Source organism: Escherichia sp. TW09308, assembly GCF_000208565.1.
Taxonomy (GTDB): Bacteria; Pseudomonadota; Gammaproteobacteria; order Enterobacterales; family Enterobacteriaceae; genus Escherichia; species Escherichia marmotae.
In genome coordinates this window covers 2596753-2615209 of record NZ_AEME01000001.1, presented here as the reverse complement: position 1 = coordinate 2615209, position 18457 = coordinate 2596753, and the positions used below count along the sequence as shown (strand labels likewise).

Here is an 18457-nt window from a genome sequence, read left to right as displayed (position 1 = left end):
GCCTTTTTATCTTAAACCCGCGTGTAACAGAATGTTAATAAAGCATGAATATTGCGGTAGGATCTGCAATAATTAACAATTATCCACTTTACAGAGAATGCTATGCAGTACCCGATTAACGAGATGTTCCAGACCCTGCAAGGTGAGGGTTACTTTACCGGCGTCCCCGCCATTTTTATTCGTTTACAGGGATGCCCGGTCGGCTGTGCCTGGTGTGATACCAAACACACGTGGGAAAAACTTGAGGATCGGGAAGTTTCTCTTTTCAGTATTTTGGCGAAAACCAAAGAGAGTGATAAGTGGGGCGCAGCAAGCAGCGAAGATTTGTTAGCGGTCATAAGTCGTCAGGGATATACCGCGCGTCACGTAGTGATTACGGGTGGTGAACCTTGCATTCATGATTTGCTGCCATTGACTGACTTGCTTGAAAAGAACGGTTTTAGCTGCCAGATAGAAACCAGCGGTACTCACGAAGTACGTTGTACACCGAACACCTGGGTTACCGTGTCGCCAAAACTGAACATGCGCGGCGGCTATGAAGTGTTGTCGCAGGCGCTGGAACGCGCCAATGAAATCAAACATCCGGTTGGGCGTGTACGGGATATTGAAGCACTGGATGAATTGCTGGCAACGCTGACTGATGATAAACCGCGAGTAATTGCACTTCAGCCAATTAGTCAGAAAGAAGATGCCACGCGTTTATGTATCGATACCTGTATTGCGCGGAACTGGCGTTTGTCGATGCAAACGCATAAATATTTGAATATTGCCTGATTAAATATTTATAAGCGTTATAAATGGGTGGAACCTGTAAAGAATTCCACCCATTTATATTTTTGCCTCTTCTGATTGTTCTCTTCTGGTTTTTCCGGACTCGTCATTGCAAACCAAAACAAAGTCCGTAGTGTTAATTTTTCACTGGAGTAAAAATCATCGCTACAAATTTTGGTAGATTGGAACTGGCTTGAAAAATCATTAATTAATAACAGGTTATGTTTAGAGGTAACCATTCAGGTATGCTCAGAGCGGGCGGTTTCCCGCCCGGTCTTCTTCACTTACGCATTAGACCAGCTTTGAATAGCGTCCACATTGCCCAATTCTCCATGCATCACTTCATACGATTTTTTCAGGATCACATCAGTGTGTTTGGTTAGGTCTTTGAAAATGCCTTTATTCATCGCGTCGTAACGTCTGGCGTTGCTCTCAACAGGCATAAAGATGTCTTTCACGCGAACCATTTTGTCAACAGCCGTTGCGTAATCCGGGTACAAGCCAAGCCCTACAGACGCGTTGATAGCCGCTCCCAAACTAGCGCACCCGTTAATGGCGTTACGTCTTGCCGGAAGATTGAACACGTCGGCAAAAATTTGCATAAACAGATCGCTGTTTGAACCGCCGCCAGTAATGATCACATGCTTCGCAAAGTGATTCATTTCATTACACATATTGTCGTAATTGTTCTTCAGCGTCAGCGCCACGCTTTCCAGAATCGAACGATAAATCCATGCGTAATCCATACTGGAATCAAAGCCGATCATAATTCCGCGTTTGTACGGTTCCCACGGGTTGGTCAGCCAGTCCAGCACCGTCATCAACCCATTACAGCCAGGTGGCACGCAAGAGGCTTTTTTGTTGAGCAAATCTTCCGGCGAAAGATCCTGTGCTCTGGCATCCTGAATTAACGACTCGCCCAACATGTCGCGCAACCAACTTACCGTCCACATCCCTTTGCGAATACCGTAACCTTCATACAGCAATGTTTCTGGAATAGAAGACATAATCGGCCAGTACGCTACCGGGTCTTTCGGCAGTGCTTTGCCATTCATCATCAGCGCGATATAGGTGCCTAAGGAAATCACCGCCGTTTCATCGTCCAGCAATCCGGCTCCTAATGCTTCTACCGGTTTATCACTGGTGGTACAAACTACCGGCAGTCCTGCCGGGAAATGTGTCGCCAGTGCTGCTTGTGGTGTGATATGCCCGAGAACGGTCCCCGGCATTTGTACGCCAAAAAGCATATGGCGGGGGATATTAAACTTCTCGATTACCGCGGCATCTTCACTCCAGGCCCAGGTTTTATAATCCACCGGCCACTGGCCAAAATAGTTGGCGATATTGTCTTTAAACTCGCCTGTTAAGCGGTGCGCCAGATAGCCCGAAAAAGAAGTGACATACGCCACGTCAGGATTCGTGTGTTCGTAAGGGCGCGTAACTCGCGCATCCTGCCAGCTAATCAGTGGTGCGGCGGGTGTACCGTCAGCTTTCAGTAAGGCACGGCAGCAACGGATTGATCCCAAGCCGATGCCAACAATATCTTCTTTATTCCCGGCAAACTGGCTCATTAAATCGTGACCGGCAAAACATAATGATGCCCATAAATCGTCGTCAGGATGTTCTGCGGTATCGGCATCCGGCGTGTGCATCGGCTGTAATAAACCTTTGCCTTCGCAAACTATGTTGCCTTGCAGATCGTACATCACCACTTTTGTACTCTGACTTCCGCCATCAATCCCTATGATGTATTTCTTCGACATGATTTTTCTCCTGTAATGTTCTGGGCTTACTTGCTGTTAGCCGTTGCGGGGGCGCTATCAGCAGTACGAATTTTTTGGAACAGCAAAAAGGTAAAGACGATCACCATGCCGAGCGCCGCCATGCCCATCAGCCACATGTTGCGGTAGGCTTCTGCTGCGGGCAGGGTGTCCTGCCAGTAACCGATAATCGGGTAAACAAAGACATCAGGCAGGAAGCCAATCACCGAACAAATACCTACCGTGGTGCCCATAATGTAAGATGGTGTTCTCGCTTCGCCGGGGCAGGCCCAGTACAGCCCGCGTGAGGCGTAGCAGGTGAATCCCAGTAGTAAAATCAGGCCAATCCCCATCGCGACCGATTGCGGGTTAGAGTTAGTCATGAGTAGGGCAGTGAGTGCCAGCAGGCCGACCACGGAAAGAATTTGGATCACGCGGGTAGGGGATTTCACTTTGCTGTAGGTGGTGATAATGCCGCCAAGTGGGCCGCACAGTGCGCGGAAGATTTTGTTGATCACGATCCCCATGTAGCTCGCCGCCACCAGCGACATGCCATACATTTCGGTCAGATAGTTGGTGGAGTAACTCAGAATGGCGTAGATGGTGAAGACCCCAAAAATCACCATGCTGCAATACCAGGTTGTACTGATACGCAAAACGGCCAGGATGTCGCTAAGCTGGAATGACTGTTTTTCTTCGTTATGGGTACTACGCAGGCTGTTGTTATCGCTAACAAAAAACCAGCACAGAATCCCCAACAAGATGTAAACCACGCTGTAGATGATAATGACCGTTTTCAGGCTGGCGCTGTCATCCGGGGCGAAGCGGGAAAAGACCCACATGGTAAACACTGCCAGCGACATTACACCGACGCCGCGCAGTCCTTCCATCCAGCCCATGATTTTCCCTTGTTCGCTATGGTCACCAAGCAACGAGGCGGCTTTAATCGACACCGACCACAGCATTAAAATAGTCGTTATCGCAAAGGCAACCTGAATACAGAGCATGACCCATAATGGTGGATACGTTGCCATTATCAGGCCTAATAATCCGGTAATTACCATCGCGGAAGTAATCATTTTGCGATGTGAAAATTTATCGGCAATAACCCCGCTGGGCGCATAAAGAATAATGGCGGCAATACCAAAGGTGCTCATAATTAAACCTATCTCGGTATTGCTGAATCCCATAAATTTCGCCATGGGAATTTGATAAATATAACGTAAATAAGCTAGGTCAAAACTAACTCCGCCGCTAAAACTAATTATCGCGAGGGTTATCCAACGTCGATATGAGCTGTGTTGCATATCGTATTCCCATTTGTAATAGACAAAAAAAAGAGAAAAGTAAGCCGCCTTTTCAGGAGGATTACTTTTCTCAGGTCTCTAGTAATTGCGATAAGAAATAACATGGAAAACAGAGGTGTTGTGTGAGAGTAATCACGCTTCTGCTTTTTAAAATTATTTGATTATACGAGTAATACTCTGTGAGTATGATCACATTAGCGACTATGCCCTTATGCTAAAAATTATCGCCAGTTACCAGAGATAATGAGAAAGGTAACTTCCCTCTCGCGGGGGAAGTTACCTTTCTTTTTTTTTGCCTTACGGAAATTGGAGCTAACTATGTCAATCGAATCACTCAATGCGTTCTCAATGGATTTTTTCTCCCTGAAAGGTAAAACTGCAATTGTTACCGGCGGGAATAGTGGTTTAGGCCAGGCATTTGCGATGGCACTGGCAAAAGCAGGTGCAAATATCTTTATTCCAAGCTTCGTCAAAGATAATGGCGAAACGAAGGAAATGATTGAAAAACAAGGCGTTGAAGTGGACTTCATGCAGGTGGATATCACCGCAGAAGGCGCGCCGCAGAAGATAATCGCTGCCTGTTGTGAGCGTTTTGGCACTGTCGACATTCTGGTCAATAACGCAGGTATTTGTAAGCTGAATAAGGTGCTGGACTTCGGCCGTGCCGACTGGGACCCGATGATTGATGTGAACCTGACAGCCGCTTTTGAGCTGAGTTACGAAGCGGCAAAAATTATGATCCCGCAAAAAAGCGGTAAAATCATTAATATCTGTTCATTGTTTTCTTACCTGGGCGGGCAATGGTCTCCAGCATATTCTGCAACTAAACACGCACTTGCTGGATTCACTAAAGCCTATTGCGATGAATTAGGTCAATATAATATTCAGGTAAATGGTATTGCCCCTGGTTATTATGCAACCGATATTACGCTGGCGACACGCAGCAATCCAGAAACAAATCAGCGCGTTCTTGATCATATTCCGGCAAATCGTTGGGGCGATACACAGGATTTAATGGGCGCAGCCGTATTCCTCGCAAGCCCGGCATCGAATTATGTGAATGGTCATTTGCTGGTGGTTGATGGTGGTTATTTAGTGCGCTAATCCATAACGGTGGTTTCTGTTTTCTTTTATTAATGACTATTCCATTTTTATTATCAGAAAGGATTTATTATGTCTTTATCTCGCGCAGCGATTGTCGACCAGCTAAAGGAAATTGTTGGTGCAGATCGCGTAATTACCGATGAAACTGTATTAAAGAAAAACAGTATTGACCGTTTTCGTAAATTTCCGGATATTCATGGTATTTATACTTTGCCTATTCCGGCAGCGGTCGTAAAACTCGGTTCCACAGAGCAAGTGTCCCGCGTGCTGAATTTTATGAATGCGCACAAAATTAACGGTGTGCCGCGTACCGGCGCTTCCGCCACCGAAGGTGGGCTGGAAACTGTCGTAGAAAACTCGGTGGTGCTCGACGGCTCCGCCATGAATCAAATCATTAATATTGATATTGAGAATATGCAGGCCACGGCGCAATGTGGCGTTCCGCTGGAGGTGCTGGAAAACGCGTTGCGTGAAAAAGGCTACACCACGGGGCATTCTCCGCAGTCAAAACCGCTGGCGCAGATGGGTGGCCTGGTGGCAACCCGCAGTATTGGGCAGTTCTCCACACTTTACGGCGCAATTGAAGATATGGTCGTTGGCCTGGAAGCGGTACTGGCAGATGGCACCGTGACGCGCATTAAAAACGTTCCACGTCGCGCGGCTGGTCCGGACATTCGTCACATCATTATTGGTAACGAAGGTGCACTGTGCTATATCACTGAAGTTACAGTGAAAATCTTCAAATTCACCCCGGAAAACAATCTCTTCTACGGCTATGTGCTGGAAGACATGAAAACCGGTTTCAACATCCTGCGTGAAATCATGGTGGAAGGGTATCGCCCGTCGATTGCTCGTTTGTATGATGCTGAAGATGGCACGCAACACTTCACTCATTTTGCTGATGGTAAATGCGTGCTGATCTTTATGGCCGAGGGTAACCCACGTATTGCGCAGGCGACAGGCGAAGGAATTGCCGAAATCGTGGCGCGTTACCCGCAGTGCCAGCGTGTGGACAGCAAACTGATCGAAACCTGGTTCAACAACCTGAACTGGGGGCCGGATAAAGTGGCCGCCGAACGTGTGCAGATCCTCAAAACCGGCAACATGGGCTTTACCACCGAAGTGTCCGGCTGCTGGAGTTGTATTCACGAAATCTATGAAAACGTCATTAACCGTATTCGTACCGAGTTCCCGCACGCCGACGACATCACTATGCTGGGCGGTCACTCTTCTCACAGCTACCAAAACGGTACCAACATGTACTTCGTTTACGACTACAACGTTGTTGACTGCAAACCGGAAGAGGAAATCGACAAGTACCACAACCCGCTCAACAAAATCATCTGTGAAGAAACCATTCGCCTCGGTGGTTCGATGGTGCATCACCACGGCATTGGTAAACATCGCGTTCACTGGAGCAAACTGGAACACGGCAGCGCGTGGGCGTTGCTGGAAGGGCTGAAAAAGCAGTTCGATCCTAACGGCATTATGAACACGGGTACTATCTATCCGATTGAAAAATAATGTGTCAGGCAGCGTCCTGTGATGTCGGGGCGTTGCCTTTTCGGCTTCTCAAGCGAGAAGCCGTTCTTATTACCGGACAATGAAGGGGTAAAGATGAACACTTCACCGGTGCGAATGGATGATTTACCACTTAACCGTTTTCACTGTCGCATTGCTGCGCTTACTTTCGGCGCGCACCTGACTGACGGTTATGTCCTCGGCGTCATTGGTTACGCCATTATTCAGCTTACTCCAGCCATGCAACTGACACCGTTTATGGCGGGAATGATTGGTGGCTCAGCGCTACTTGGCCTGTTTATCGGCAGCCTGGTTTTGGGCTGGATCTCCGACCATATCGGGCGGCAAAAAATCTTCACTTTCAGCTTTTTGCTGATTACGCTCGCTTCGTTTTTACAATATTTTGCCACCACGCCGGAGCACCTGATTGGTTTGCGCATTTTGATCGGCATTGGGCTGGGTGGTGATTACTCTGTGGGGCATACCTTGCTGGCAGAATTTTCCCCGCGCCGCCACTGCGGTGTTTTGCTGGGCGCGTTCAGCGTGGTGTGGACGGTGGGTTATGTGCTGGCAAGTATTGCCGGACATCACTTTATTTCAGAAAGTCCGGAGGCCTGGCGATGGCTTTTGGCATCAACAGCTCTGCCCGCGCTGTTGATTACGTTGTTACGTTGGGGCGACACCGGAATCGCCGCGCTGGCTGCTGCGACAGGGGCGTTTTGCAGAAGCTCATGCCATTGTGCATCGTTACTTTGGCTCTCATGTATTACTGGGCGATGAAGTGGCAACGGCCACCACTAAGCACATCAAAACCTTGTTCTCTTCGCGTTACTGGCGGCGCACGGTATTTAACAGCGTGTTCTTTGTCTGCCTCGTGATCCCGTGGTTTGTGATTTATACCTGGCTGCCGACTATCGCCCAGACTATTGGTCTGGAAGATGCGCTGACCGCCAGCCTGATGCTCAATGCCTTGTTAATTGTTGGCGCGTTATTAGGGTTAGTGTTGACCCACTTGTTAGCCCATCGCAAATTTTTACTGGGGAGCTTTTTGCTGCTGGCGGCCACGCTGATGGTGATGGCCTGTTTGCCTTCCGGCAGTTCGTTAACGCTGCTGCTTTTTATTCTCTTCAGCACCACCATTTCGGCGGTCAGCAATCTGGTTGGCATTCTACCTGCCGAAAGTTTTCCTACTGATATCCGCTCTCTGGGCGTCGGTTTTGCGACCGCCATGAGTAGACTTGGCGCGGCAATTAGCACCGGTTTGTTGCCGTGGGTTCTGGCGCAGTGGGGAATGCAGGCCACCTTATTGTTACTGGCCATCGTGCTATTGGTTGGTTTTGTTGTGACCTGGCTATGGGCTCCAGAAACTAAAGCTCTCCCGCTGGTTGCGGCGGGAAATGTCGGAGGTGCGAATGAACATTCTGTTAGCGTTTAAAGCCGAACCGGATGCCGGAATGCTGGCGGAAAAAGAGTGGCAGGCTGCTGCTACGGCAAATTATGGGCCGGATGTTTCACTGTTGCGAAGTTTACCCGGTGCTGATGAACAGGCCGCCGCCGCAATTCTATTGGCGCAGAGAAAAAGCGGCACGCCGATGACTTTAACCGCGTTGAGCATGGGGGATGAACGGGCGTTGCATTGGCTTCGCTATTTCACGGCTCTTGGGTTTGAGGAAGCAGTATTGCTGGAGACTGCGGCAGATCTGCGTTTTGCGCCGGAATTTGTTGCTCGCCATATTGCCGAATGGCAGCACCAGAATCCGATGGAGCTGATTATTACCGGCTGCCAAAGCAGCGAGGGGCAGAACGGGCAAACGCCGTTTTTGCTGGCGGAAATACTGGCCTGGCCCTGTTTTACCCTGGTGGAGCGTTTCACACTCGACGCGCCATTTATCACTCTCGAACAGCGTACTGAAAACGGGCTGCGCTGTTGCCGGGTACGCTTGCCTGCGGTCATTGCCGTGCGCCAGTGTGGCGAAGTCGCTTTGCCTGTACCGGGAATGCGCCAGCGTATGGTGGCAGGGAAAGCAGAAATTTTACGCGAAACTCTCGCCGCCGAATCGTCAGCGATACAGTGCCTGCAACTGGAAAGGCCGGAGCAACGACGTGGCGCGACGTTGATTGATGGGCAAACAGCAGAAGAAAAAGCACAAATACTGTGGCGGGATTATTTGCGCCAGAGGATGCAGCCATGAATGTCGTAATAGTGACAATAAATCAGGACAATGCAGCTATCGCAGGCTGGCTGGCAGAACAGGATTTCAGCGGTTGTACACTGACGCACTGGCAGATTGAACCTCAGCCCGTAGTGGCGGAACAGGTGCTGGATGCGCTCGTGGAACAGTGGCAGCGAACACCTGCGGAATTTGTGCTCTTCCCTCCGGGGGCGTCTGGCGATGAACTGGCGACCCGACTGGCCTGGCGTTTACATGGCACCAGCATCTGCCAGATCATTTCGTTGGATATACCGACAGCAAGCGTGCGCAAATCCCACTGGGGAAATGCGCTGACGGCGACGCTGCAAACAGAAAAACGTCCGCTATGCCTTTCTCTGGCGCGCCAGGCTGGAGCTGCGAAAAACGCAATGTTGCCATCTGGTATGCAGCAACTAAACATTGTCCCTGGCGCACTTCCAGACTGGTTTGTTAGCATCGAAAACCTGAAAAATACTACCCGTGACCCATTAGTAGAAGCCAGACGGGTGCTGGTGGTAGGGCAGGGCGGCGAGGCTGATAGCCATGACATCGCTACGCTGGCTGAAAAGCTGGGCGCCGAAGTGGGCTACAGTCGGGCGCGAGTAATGAATGGTGGTTTTGATGCGGAAAAAGTGATTGGAATTTCCGGGCACTTGCTGGCGCCAGAGATTTGCATTGTTGCCGGGGCGTCCGGCGCGGCAGCGTTAATGGCAGGTGTGCGTAATAGCCAGTTTGTGGTGGCTGTGAATCATGACGCCAGCGCGGCTGTTTTTTCACAGGCAGATGTTGGCGTGGTGGATGACTGGAAAGCGGTGCTGGAGGCACTGGTGACAAATATTCACGCAGATTGCCAATAACGTACTGGCGGATGCGGTTCTGGGTCAGGGACTTGTAGGCCTGATAAGACGCGTTAGCGTCGCATCAGGCGTTGAATGCCGGATGTGGCCTACAAATCACACAAATTCAATTCGTTACGTTTATCCCGTTAAAGCAATTTTTTCGCTAACGTCCAGACGCGGGTATTAGTAGTAGAAAGCGCCACGACACCGGCGTCAATTGCATTACGCGCATCTTCTTCATCGCACACCAGCCCGCCAGCAATCAGCGGTTGGCGGATTTTCTCCGTCACCCAGCCCAGCACTTTGGGCATACAGCCAGGCAGGATCTCAATGCAATCTGGGTTCGATTGCGCAACCTGCTTATCAATATTGTGAAACGAAATCGAATCGACAATAAACAGGCGATGAATACAGAAAAAACCTTCTGCTCTGGCGGCTTTCAGCATCGACGCTTTAGTGCTGATAATGCCGTCTGCTTCGGTCACCAGTTTCAAAAACTGAATCACCACCTCTTTATTTGACGCGCCTTCCAGCAAATCGACATGAATAAAGGCATATTTCCCGGCGTTTTTAATCTTTTTGACGATATTGCTGATGGTGCAGATATTGCCGTACAGCACGGAAATAAACTGGCATTCAGAATTAATGGCCAGTTGCAGGCTGGCATTATCTTTAACGGCAGCAATCACCGGATTCTGACGGAGCAGGTGTAAGAGGGGCATAAATTATCCTTATTATTTATCCAAAGCGGTAGGTGATGCCGAATCCAGAAGGCGGATAGCGCCACTGTTGTAGTGTTTTTTCATCGCATAACAAACGGCAGGTGCCGCACTCCAGGCAACTACGATAATCAATACGCAAGTCGCCTTCCGGCGTGAGCGAAAAAAGACCTGCCGGGCAGGCATTAATCAACCGTTCTGCTGTCTGGCGCTCAACGGGGTCAACCGGAACAATGTGTGGCGCATCAGCAGCACGCCAGAGATTACGGGCTACAGACATCGCAGACTCCTGATAACATCGCCCGCCAGATGCCACAGGCCGTGACGACGTAAATGACGCCAGAGCAACTGGCGAAGTGGTGGAACAGGTTTATCTCCCTGATCCCATAAGTCGCGGGAAATATCCTGCATTAACGCAGGCCACGTCCGATACCAGCCAGGGCGTTGCAAAAGCGCCGGAACATGCTGATAACGTTGTAGAACATCCCACAGCAAACTGTGTTCTATGTTGTGATGATAAATCGGGAACAGATTTTGCGGCTCGCGTTGCTGGCAGGCGCTAATCAGTGTTTGTGCTGCTGCCTGTGCGCCAATGAACGCCATATCCATGCCTCGCACTGAAATTCCAGTATTGACGCAACTGCGCAACGCATCGCCCACCAGCAGCCAGCCGTTACCGGCGAACTGCACGGGCATATTGCGTAAACCGCCTTCCGGCACCAGATGTGCACCGTATTCCAGCGTTTCACTGTTTTTAATGAGAGGTCTTACTGCCGGATGTGTCTTAAAACGAGCCAGCAACTCGCTTGCCGGAACGCGGTTTTGTGCAAGGGAAGAGAGCGGGCAAACAATCCCCAAAGAGAGCGTTTGCTGATTGGTATAAAGAAATGCACCGCCTGGCAGGTCATCACAGATTTCCCCGCTGAACAGTATCGCTGCACCTTCGTTGTTTTCCAGATGAAAACGCGCTTCAATAATGGGCGTTTCCAGCGACAGCACTTCTTTGATCCCTAACGCCATCGATTCGCCAGCAGGACGGGTAACTAACCCGTGATGTTCTGCCAGCACACTATTGGCCCCTTCCGCCAGCACAACATAACGGGCGCGGAGAATATCATCACCACAGATAACGCCACACACTCTGCTGTTTTCTTCATATAACGCGTCTACTGTTGCGCCGGGAATACACTCAACTCCTGCTTTTTCAGCTTCGGCAACCAGCCACGGATCGAATCGTGCGCGTAATACGCTCCAGGATTCACCACCGGGTTGTAAGCTGGAAAACGTCGTTGCGCCATCGGGCGTTAACAGAGAAAGGCTTTCGTGAGTGATACGTCGCTCAAGGGGCGCGGTCAGGTGAAATTGAGGGAGGAGTTCCGCGAGCGCATGGGTATATAACCGCCCGCCGGAAAGGTTTTTGCTGCCAGGGATTTCAGCGCGTTCCAGTAACAGAACAGATAATCCCGCTCGCGCGCAGCGTAACGCACAAGCGGTGCCCGCAATACCGGCACCAATAATAATAATGTCGCAGTCGTCTTCCATGTCATGCCCCAGATATCCAGAGCACAACACCCTAACATAGCGTTACTTAAGGGAAATTGACCGCCGACACACTCTGATTATTCACCGCGATAGATGCAGCCTGCGGTGCAGGTTTCTTTCACCATCACAGCGCTTAATAGTGGTACAACGGGTTTAACTTGATCCCAAATCCATTTTGCTAAAACTTCGCTGGTCGGGTTTTCCAGGCCGGGTATATCATTGAGATAATAGTGGTCGAGACGATCGTAAGTCGGTTTAAACGCCGCTTTCAGTTCAGCGAAATCGATAATCCAGCCCGTATGCGGATCGACTTCCCCGGTAATTTCCAGGCGCACCATAAAAGAATGCCCGTGCAGGCGACCACATTTATGCCCTTCTGGGACGTGTGGTAAGCGGTGAGCGGCTTCGAAGGTGAAATCTTTAAATAACGTGGTGGACATCATAATTTCTCTACTGGACGATAAAACCGCCGTAGAGTACCGGAAAGCCTGTTTTTTCGCATTACCAAAAACGGGTTTGTTGCGCAAAATGACCGATTTATCTTAATTGCGGTCGATATTTATCTATTTTTCATTGAGTTAATAAATCTATTTTGTTGTTAAAGACTATTGCTAAAACAGGTTAGTCGATTTGGTTATTAGTTATCGCTATCCCGTCTTTAATCCACCCCCTTCGCGCCGTTAACCTTACCTTCTCTTCTGTTTTATGGGCGCTGACAGGGCCGATAAACAGCTTTGCTTACTGGAACATAACGACGCATGACGACACAGGTCCCTCCTTCCGCTTTGCTTCCGCTGAACCCGGAGCAACTGGCTCGCCTTCAGGCAGCCACTACTGATTTGACACCGACCCAGCTTGCGTGGGTATCTGGTTATTTCTGGGGAATGCTTAACCAGCAGCCAGGTACACTTGCCGCTACACCAGCCGCAGAAATGCCGGGTATCACCATCATATCCGCCTCGCAAACGGGTAATGCTCGCCGGGTCGCTGAAGCATTACGTGACGACTTATTAGCGGCAAAACTGAACGCTAAGCTGGTGAATGCAGGCGACTATAAATTCAAACAAATCGCCAGCGAAAAACTGCTTATCGTGGTGACTTCAACACAAGGTGAAGGGGAACCGCCGGAAGAAGCCGTCGCGTTGCACAAGTTTCTGTTCTCCAAAAAAGCGCCGAAACTGGAAAACACCGCTTTTGCTGTGTTTAGCCTCGGTGACACCTCTTATGAGTTTTTCTGCCAGTCCGGTAAAGATTTCGACAGCAAACTGGCTGAACTGGGCGGCGAACGCCTGCTCGACCGGGTCGATGCCGATGTTGAATATCAGGCAGCCGCCAGCGAATGGCGCGCCCATGTAGTTGATGTACTGAAATCGCGCGCGCCTGTCGCAGCACCTTCGACATCCGTCGCCACTGGCGCGGTGAATGAAATCCACACCAGTCCGTATAGCAAAGAAGCGCCGCTGGTGGCGAGCCTCTCTGTTAACCAGAAAATCACTGGACGTAACTCTGAAAAAGACGTTCGCCATATTGAGATCGATTTAGGTGACTCAGGCCTGCGCTATCAGCCGGGCGATGCGCTGGGCGTCTGGTATCAGAACGATCCGGCACTGGTAAAAGAGATTGTCGAACTGCTGTGGCTGAAAGGCGATGAACCCGTCACTGTCGAGGGCAAAACGCTGCCGCTGGCGGAAGCCTTACAGTGGCATTTTGAACTGACCGTCAACACCGCGAACATTGTTGAAAATTACGCCACCTTAACGCGCAGCGAAACGCTGCTGCCGCTGGTGGGCGATAAAACGAAGTTGCAGCATTACGCTGCGACGACGCCGATTGTCGATATGTTGCGTTTCTCTCCGGCACAACTGGACGCTGATGCGTTCATCAGTATTTTGCGTCCGCTGACGCCGCGCCTTTATTCCATCGCCTCATCGCAGGCGGAAGTCGAGAGTGAAGTGCACGTTACTGTCGGCGTTGTGCGTTATGACGTGGAAGGCCGTGCCCGTGCCGGTGGTGCCTCCAGCTTCCTCGCGGATCGCGTGGGAGAAGAGGGCGAAGTTCGCGTCTTTATCGAACATAACGACAACTTCCGCCTGCCAGCTAACCCGGAAACCCCGGTGATTATGATTGGCCCTGGCACCGGTATCGCGCCATTCCGCGCCTTTATGCAGCAGCGTGCCGCCGACGAAGCGCCGGGCAAAAACTGGTTGTTCTTCGGCAATCCGCACTTTACGGAAGATTTCCTCTACCAGGTGGAATGGCAGCGTTATGTCAAAGAGGGCGTGCTGACGCGTATCGATCTGGCCTGGTCACGCGATCAAAAAGAAAAAATTTACGTACAAGACAAACTGCGTGAACAGGGGGCAGAGCTGTGGCGCTGGATCAATGACGGTGCCCACATTTATGTTTGCGGCGACGCTAATCGCATGGCGAAAGACGTTGAACAGGCACTTCTGGAAGTGATTGCCGAATTTGGTGGCATGGACACTGAAGCGGCGGATGAATTTTTAAGTGAGCTGCGCGTAGAGCGCCGTTATCAGCGAGATGTCTACTAATGAGCGAAAAACATCCAGGGCCTTTAGTGGTCGAAGGTAAACTGGCAGACGCCGAGCGCATGAAGCTTGAAAGCAACTTTCTGCGCGGCACGATTGCCGAAGATTTGAATGATGGCCTGACTGGCGGGTTTAAGGGCGATAACTTCCTGCTGATCCGCTTCCACGGCATGTATCAGCAGGATGACCGCGACATTCGCGCCGAACGAGCTGAACAGAAGCTGGAGCCGCGTCACGCCATGATGCTCCGCTGCCGCCTGCCGGGGGGCGTTATCACCACCAAACAGTGGCAGGCGATCGACAAATTTGCAGTGGAAAACACCATTTACGGTAGCATTCGCCTGACCAACCGTCAGACCTTCCAGTTCCACGGTATTCTGAAAAAGAACGTCAAACCTGCACACCAAATGTTGCACTCAGTCGGTCTTGATGCGCTGGCGACCGCCAACGACATGAACCGTAACGTGCTGTGCACCTCGAATCCGTACGAGTCACAGTTGCACGCGGAAGCCTATGAGTGGGCGAAGAAGATCTCTGAACATCTGTTGCCGCGTACCCGCGCCTATGCGGAGATCTGGCTCGATCAGGAGAAAGTTGCTACCACTGATGAAGAACCGATCCTCGGGCAGACCTATCTGCCGCGTAAGTTCAAAACGACGGTGGTTATTCCGCCGCAGAACGATATCGATCTGCACGCCAACGACATGAACTTTGTGGCTATCGCGGAAAACGGCAAGCTGGTGGGCTTCAACCTGCTGGTGGGTGGCGGCCTTTCTATGGAACACGGCAATAAAAAAACCTATGCCCGCACGGCGAGCGAGTTTGGTTATCTGCCACTTGAGCATACGCTGGCAGTGGCGGAAGCTGTGGTTACGACTCAGCGTGACTGGGGTAATCGTACTGACCGTAAAAATGCCAAAACCAAATACACGCTGGAACGCGTGGGGGTAGAGACGTTTAAGGCGGAAGTTGAACGTCGCGCGGGGATCAAGTTCGAACCGATCCGCCCGTATGAATTTACCGGACGCGGCGATCGCATCGGCTGGGTTAAGGGTATCGATGATAACTGGCACCTGACGCTGTTTATCGAAAATGGTCGTATTCTCGATTATCCGGGGCGTCCGCTGAAAACCGGTCTGCTGGAGATCGCAAAGATCCACAAAGGCGATTTCCGCATTACGGCGAACCAGAACCTGATTATCGCGGGTGTACCGGAAAGTGAAAAAGCGAAGATCGAGCAGATCGCCAAAGAGAGCGGGTTGATGAATGCCGTCACACCACAGCGTGAAAACTCAATGGCATGTGTGTCATTCCCGACCTGTCCGCTGGCGATGGCGGAAGCCGAACGTTTCCTGCCCTCGTTTATCGACAACATCGATAACTTAATGGCGAAACATGGCATCAGCGATGAGCATATCGTAATGCGTGTGACGGGATGCCCGAACGGCTGTGGCCGGGCGATGCTGGCAGAAGTTGGTCTGGTGGGTAAAGCGCCGGGGCGCTACAACCTGCATCTTGGCGGCAACCGTATGGGGACACGTATCCCACGGATGTATAAAGAAAACATCACCGAGCCGGAAATCCTGGCGTCGCTTGATGAACTGATAGGGCGCTGGGCGAAAGAGCGCGAAGCGGGTGAAGGCTTCGGTGACTTTACGGTGCGTGCGGGCATCATTCGCCCGGTGCTCGATCCGGCTCGCGATTTGTGGGATTAACATAAATCGCCGCGTCTGCTCGGTTTTGTAGGCCTGATAAGACGCATAAGCGTCGCATCAGGCAAGGCAAACAGTGAGGAATCTATGTCCAGACTTGATCTAAACGACCTGAATGAACTGCCGAAGGTAGAGCGCATTCTGGCTCTGGCACAAACCAACGCTCAACTGGAAAAACTGGACGCTGAAGGCCGCGTTGCCTGGGTGTTGGAGAATCTGCCCGGCGAATACGTGCTCTCTTCCAGCTTTGGCATTCAGGCGGCAGTCAGCCTGCATCTGGTGAACCAGATCTGCCCGAATATCCCGGTGATTCTTACCGATACTGGTTATCTGTTCCCGGAAACCTACCGCTTTATTGACGAGTTAACGGACAAACTTAAACTCAACCTGAAAGTGTACCGTGCCACTGAAAGCGCCGCATGGCAGGAAGCACGCTACGGCAAACTGTGGGAGCAGGGGGTTGAAGGCATTGAAAAGTACAATGAGATCAACAAAAGTCGAACCCATGAACCGTGCACTGAAAGAACTTAACGCGCAAACGTGGTTTGCTGGTCTGCGCCGTGAGCAATCTGGCAGCCGTGCCAATTTACCAGTGCTGGCTATCCAGCGTGGCGTATTTAAAGTGCTGCCGATTATCGACTGGGATAACCGAACTATTTATCAGTACCTGCAAAAACATGGCCTGAAATATCACCCATTATGGGACGAAGGATATTTATCGGTTGGCGACACCCATACAACCCGTAAATGGGAACCCGGCATGGCCGAAGAAGAAACGCGCTTCTTTGGCTTAAAAAGGGAATGTGGATTACACGAAGGGTAAATATTTCCGGATAAATTAAACGCCTCTGTCAGAAATGATGGGGGCGTTTTTATTTTGCGAGCAGCATTCTGGCCTTTAAACGAGAACGTCGCAGGGAGAATCAACAGGTATAGAATGGCGTCGGGTGCTTGAGGCTGTCTGGCGTTAAGCATTCGCGAGGTTCCAGATGGACAAAAGCCCCAGGCGATATTTCTATCCACCTGAGGCCTACGTTCGAACCCAACAATTCGAATGCTAGTCTCTTCTTTGCAGAGAGGCAAGACATGCTAACAAAATATGCCCTTGTGGCAGTCATAGTGCTGTGTTGTACAGTACTGGGATTCACGCTGATGGTAGACGACTCGTTGTGTGAGTTGAATATCAGAGAACGTGGTATGGAGTTTAAGGCTGTTCTCGCTTACGAACCGAAGAAGTAGCCACCACGCGGGGGTGAAACCCCGCGTATTGAATTGTTATAGTTTGGCCTCCTGCACCCTATTTTTTTATAGGCAGAATTGACTCCTCACAGTCATGGGGAATCAGCTCAAACCCATCAAGACGCCTTCGCCAGTTCCTTCACCAGTGGCAGCATTATCCGCATAACATCACGGCAGCGGCGTTCTATTCTTCCTGGAAGTGCCTTATCAATATGCTGTTGATTATCCAGTCTTACGTCATGCCAGCTATTTCCTGCGGGGAATGCGGCTGTTTTTGCGCGTTGCTGATAACCATCTTTATTTCCCAGATTCCAGTTTGTTGCTTCTACCGAAAGTACAGCAATACCGGCTTTGTCAAAAACTTCAGCGTCATTACAACACCCGGTGCCTTTTGGATAATTTTTATTCAAACCAGGATTGGTCGTCGCGGCAATTCCATGACTGCGGGCAATTGCCAGCGCCCGATCGCGCGTTAATTTCCTTACTGCTTCGGGGGTTTTTACGCCACTGTTGAAATACAATTTATCACCGACAATTAAGTTATCGAGATTAATCACCAGCAGAGTATTTTTCTTTTCGGCGTCACTCATTCGTTTGAGTAAATTCTCAGCGCCTAATTTCCCTTCCTCTTCACCACTGGTCGCCACAAAACGAATACCATATTCGGTTGGCGTATTTTTCAGGCGTTCTGCCAGCTCCAGCATGACCCCCAAACCTGCGGCGTTATCATCCATACCTTGTAATGTCAGCCCGCCGAGATTGGCATCGGCATCCGCGTCGCTCTGTGGGGCGTAGGTATCCAGATGCGCCATGATAATGATCTGCTGCGGTGCTTTGCCTTCATGAGCGGCAATCACCGTACTTCCTGTCACGTTATGCCAGTTTTTGTGGTTATCGCGGGCGGTATAAATATATCGGCCATTAAATGTCCGGATATCACTGCGATAACCCATTTGCTGAAACTGTTGCCGGATATAATCGGCAGATAACATTTCTGCGGGTGTTCCGGTCATTCGCCCCGGAAAGAAAGTGGCAATGTGTCGCGCCTGTGTATTAGCAAAATCGCCAGGTTTAGGTGACGAGGCGTGTACGGGGAGAATAAAGCATACGCCGAGCGCCAGGGCAGCGGTACGGTGGCGCAATGCGGAAAACATAGTGAGTCCTTAAATACCATGCAAATTTTTTTACCGCCATAGTATGAA

At 50.6% G+C, this 18457-nt stretch carries 15 protein-coding genes and 2 pseudogenes; 10 read left to right on the top strand and 7 right to left on the bottom strand.

Annotated elements, in window-relative coordinates; all coding sequences use genetic code 11:
* Positions 1-102: 102 nt before the first annotated feature.
* Positions 103-774 (top strand): 7-carboxy-7-deazaguanine synthase QueE, encoded by a 672-nt coding sequence (gene queE, locus ESM_RS0112505; RefSeq protein WP_001199980.1) that lies wholly within the window; start codon positions 103-105, stop codon positions 772-774.
* A 281-nt stretch (positions 775-1055) separates the two neighbouring features.
* On the opposite strand, the gene ESM_RS0112500 is transcribed toward queE, so the two are convergent.
* Entirely contained in the window at positions 1056-2534 is a 1479-nt protein-coding gene (locus tag ESM_RS0112500; protein WP_000039760.1) for an FGGY-family carbohydrate kinase, read from the bottom strand.
* Positions 2535-2560: 26 nt separating this feature from the next.
* Positions 2561-3838: an MFS transporter gene (locus ESM_RS0112495; protein ID WP_001164860.1), complete on the bottom strand. Its 1278-nt coding sequence runs from the start codon at positions 3836-3838 to the stop codon at positions 2561-2563.
* A gap of 318 nt (positions 3839-4156) precedes the next feature.
* Here ESM_RS0112495 and ESM_RS0112490 point away from each other — a divergent pair, with 318 nt between their 5' ends.
* The 5 genes and pseudogenes from ESM_RS0112490 (at position 4157) to ESM_RS0112470 (ending at position 9512) form a co-directional block, all read left to right on the top strand.
* Complete coding sequence (locus ESM_RS0112490) at positions 4157-4942, top strand: SDR family oxidoreductase (protein ID WP_000021321.1); 786 nt, start codon at positions 4157-4159, stop codon at positions 4940-4942.
* 69 nt (positions 4943-5011) lie between these two features.
* The gene (locus ESM_RS0112485; RefSeq protein ID WP_000059317.1) at positions 5012-6466 is read left to right on the top strand and encodes an FAD-binding oxidoreductase; all 1455 of its coding nucleotides are present in this window, start codon (positions 5012-5014) and stop codon (positions 6464-6466) included.
* Between the two features lie 21 nt (positions 6467-6487).
* Positions 6488-7898, top strand: a pseudogene (locus ESM_RS01000000124815) (MFS transporter).
* Entirely contained in the window at positions 7876-8655 is a 780-nt protein-coding gene (locus ESM_RS0112475) for an electron transfer flavoprotein subunit beta/FixA family protein (protein WP_010378495.1), read from the top strand. Before ESM_RS01000000124815 ends, ESM_RS0112475 begins: the two are co-directional and overlap by 23 nt.
* Positions 8652-9512, top strand: coding sequence for an electron transfer flavoprotein subunit alpha/FixB family protein (locus ESM_RS0112470; protein ID WP_001103599.1), 861 nt, complete (start codon positions 8652-8654; stop codon positions 9510-9512). Before ESM_RS0112475 ends, ESM_RS0112470 begins: the two co-directional genes overlap by 4 nt.
* 128 nt (positions 9513-9640) lie before the next feature.
* On the opposite strand, the gene ESM_RS0112465 is transcribed toward ESM_RS0112470, so the two are convergent.
* The 4 genes from ESM_RS0112465 to queD all read right to left on the bottom strand — a co-directional run bounded on the left by ESM_RS0112465 (position 9641) and on the right by queD (position 12198).
* Complete coding sequence (locus ESM_RS0112465; protein ID WP_001130283.1) at positions 9641-10216, bottom strand: glycerol-3-phosphate responsive antiterminator; 576 nt, start codon at positions 10214-10216, stop codon at positions 9641-9643.
* 16 nt (positions 10217-10232) lie between these two features.
* The gene (locus tag ESM_RS0112460) at positions 10233-10493 is read right to left on the bottom strand and encodes a ferredoxin family protein (protein ID WP_000109517.1); all 261 of its coding nucleotides are present in this window, start codon (positions 10491-10493) and stop codon (positions 10233-10235) included.
* Positions 10484-11755 (bottom strand): FAD-dependent oxidoreductase, encoded by a 1272-nt coding sequence (locus ESM_RS0112455; protein ID WP_010378490.1) that lies wholly within the window; start codon positions 11753-11755, stop codon positions 10484-10486. The genes ESM_RS0112460 and ESM_RS0112455 overlap by 10 nt, the downstream gene beginning before the upstream one ends.
* A gap of 77 nt (positions 11756-11832) precedes the next feature.
* Positions 11833-12198 (bottom strand): 6-carboxytetrahydropterin synthase QueD, encoded by a 366-nt coding sequence (gene queD / locus ESM_RS0112450; protein WP_001329795.1) that lies wholly within the window; start codon positions 12196-12198, stop codon positions 11833-11835.
* A 315-nt stretch (positions 12199-12513) separates the two neighbouring features.
* On the opposite strand from queD, the gene cysJ reads away from it, so the two are divergent.
* The 4 genes and pseudogenes from cysJ to ESM_RS0112430 all read left to right on the top strand — a co-directional run bounded on the left by cysJ (position 12514) and on the right by ESM_RS0112430 (position 17255).
* The gene (cysJ, locus tag ESM_RS0112445) at positions 12514-14307 is read left to right on the top strand and encodes an NADPH-dependent assimilatory sulfite reductase flavoprotein subunit (RefSeq protein ID WP_000211885.1); all 1794 of its coding nucleotides are present in this window, start codon (positions 12514-12516) and stop codon (positions 14305-14307) included.
* Positions 14307-16019: an assimilatory sulfite reductase (NADPH) hemoprotein subunit gene (cysI, locus tag ESM_RS0112440; protein ID WP_001290640.1), complete on the top strand. Its 1713-nt coding sequence runs from the start codon at positions 14307-14309 to the stop codon at positions 16017-16019. The genes cysJ and cysI overlap by 1 nt, the downstream gene beginning before the upstream one ends.
* An 84-nt stretch (positions 16020-16103) precedes the next feature.
* Positions 16104-16839 (top strand): annotated as a pseudogene (cysH, locus tag ESM_RS01000000124810) (phosphoadenosine phosphosulfate reductase).
* A 263-nt stretch (positions 16840-17102) separates the two neighbouring features.
* Positions 17103-17255, top strand: coding sequence for a Hok/Gef family protein (locus ESM_RS0112430; protein WP_000956462.1), 153 nt, complete (start codon positions 17103-17105; stop codon positions 17253-17255).
* A gap of 116 nt (positions 17256-17371) precedes the next feature.
* On the opposite strand, the gene iap is transcribed toward ESM_RS0112430, so the two are convergent.
* Entirely contained in the window at positions 17372-18409 is a 1038-nt protein-coding gene (gene iap, locus ESM_RS0112425) for an alkaline phosphatase isozyme conversion aminopeptidase (protein ID WP_000490394.1), read from the bottom strand.
* Positions 18410-18457 lie beyond the last annotated feature (48 nt).

Excerpts from the sequence above, each read along its gene's own strand:
- ESM_RS0112495 (WP_001164860.1), bottom strand. The coding sequence starts at position 3,838 with ATGCAACACAGCTCATATCGACGTTGGATAACCCTCGCGATAATTAGT.
- ESM_RS0112430 (WP_000956462.1), top strand. The coding sequence starts at position 17,103 with ATGCTAACAAAATATGCCCTTGTGGCAGTCATAGTGCTGTGTTGTACA.
- cysI (WP_001290640.1), top strand. The coding sequence starts at position 14,307 with ATGAGCGAAAAACATCCAGGGCCTTTAGTGGTCGAAGGTAAACTGGCA.
- iap (WP_000490394.1), bottom strand. The coding sequence starts at position 18,409 with ATGTTTTCCGCATTGCGCCACCGTACCGCTGCCCTGGCGCTCGGCGTA.
- ESM_RS0112465 (WP_001130283.1), bottom strand. The coding sequence starts at position 10,216 with ATGCCCCTCTTACACCTGCTCCGTCAGAATCCGGTGATTGCTGCCGTT.
- queD (WP_001329795.1), bottom strand. The coding sequence starts at position 12,198 with ATGATGTCCACCACGTTATTTAAAGATTTCACCTTCGAAGCCGCTCAC.
- ESM_RS0112500 (WP_000039760.1), bottom strand. The coding sequence starts at position 2,534 with ATGTCGAAGAAATACATCATAGGGATTGATGGCGGAAGTCAGAGTACA.
- cysJ (WP_000211885.1), top strand. The coding sequence starts at position 12,514 with ATGACGACACAGGTCCCTCCTTCCGCTTTGCTTCCGCTGAACCCGGAG.
- queE (WP_001199980.1), top strand. The coding sequence starts at position 103 with ATGCAGTACCCGATTAACGAGATGTTCCAGACCCTGCAAGGTGAGGGT.
- ESM_RS0112490 (WP_000021321.1), top strand. The coding sequence starts at position 4,157 with ATGTCAATCGAATCACTCAATGCGTTCTCAATGGATTTTTTCTCCCTG.
- ESM_RS0112455 (WP_010378490.1), bottom strand. The coding sequence starts at position 11,755 with ATGGAAGACGACTGCGACATTATTATTATTGGTGCCGGTATTGCGGGC.
- ESM_RS0112470 (WP_001103599.1), top strand. The coding sequence starts at position 8,652 with ATGAATGTCGTAATAGTGACAATAAATCAGGACAATGCAGCTATCGCA.
- ESM_RS0112485 (WP_000059317.1), top strand. The coding sequence starts at position 5,012 with ATGTCTTTATCTCGCGCAGCGATTGTCGACCAGCTAAAGGAAATTGTT.
- ESM_RS0112460 (WP_000109517.1), bottom strand. The coding sequence starts at position 10,493 with ATGTCTGTAGCCCGTAATCTCTGGCGTGCTGCTGATGCGCCACACATT.
- ESM_RS0112475 (WP_010378495.1), top strand. The coding sequence starts at position 7,876 with ATGAACATTCTGTTAGCGTTTAAAGCCGAACCGGATGCCGGAATGCTG.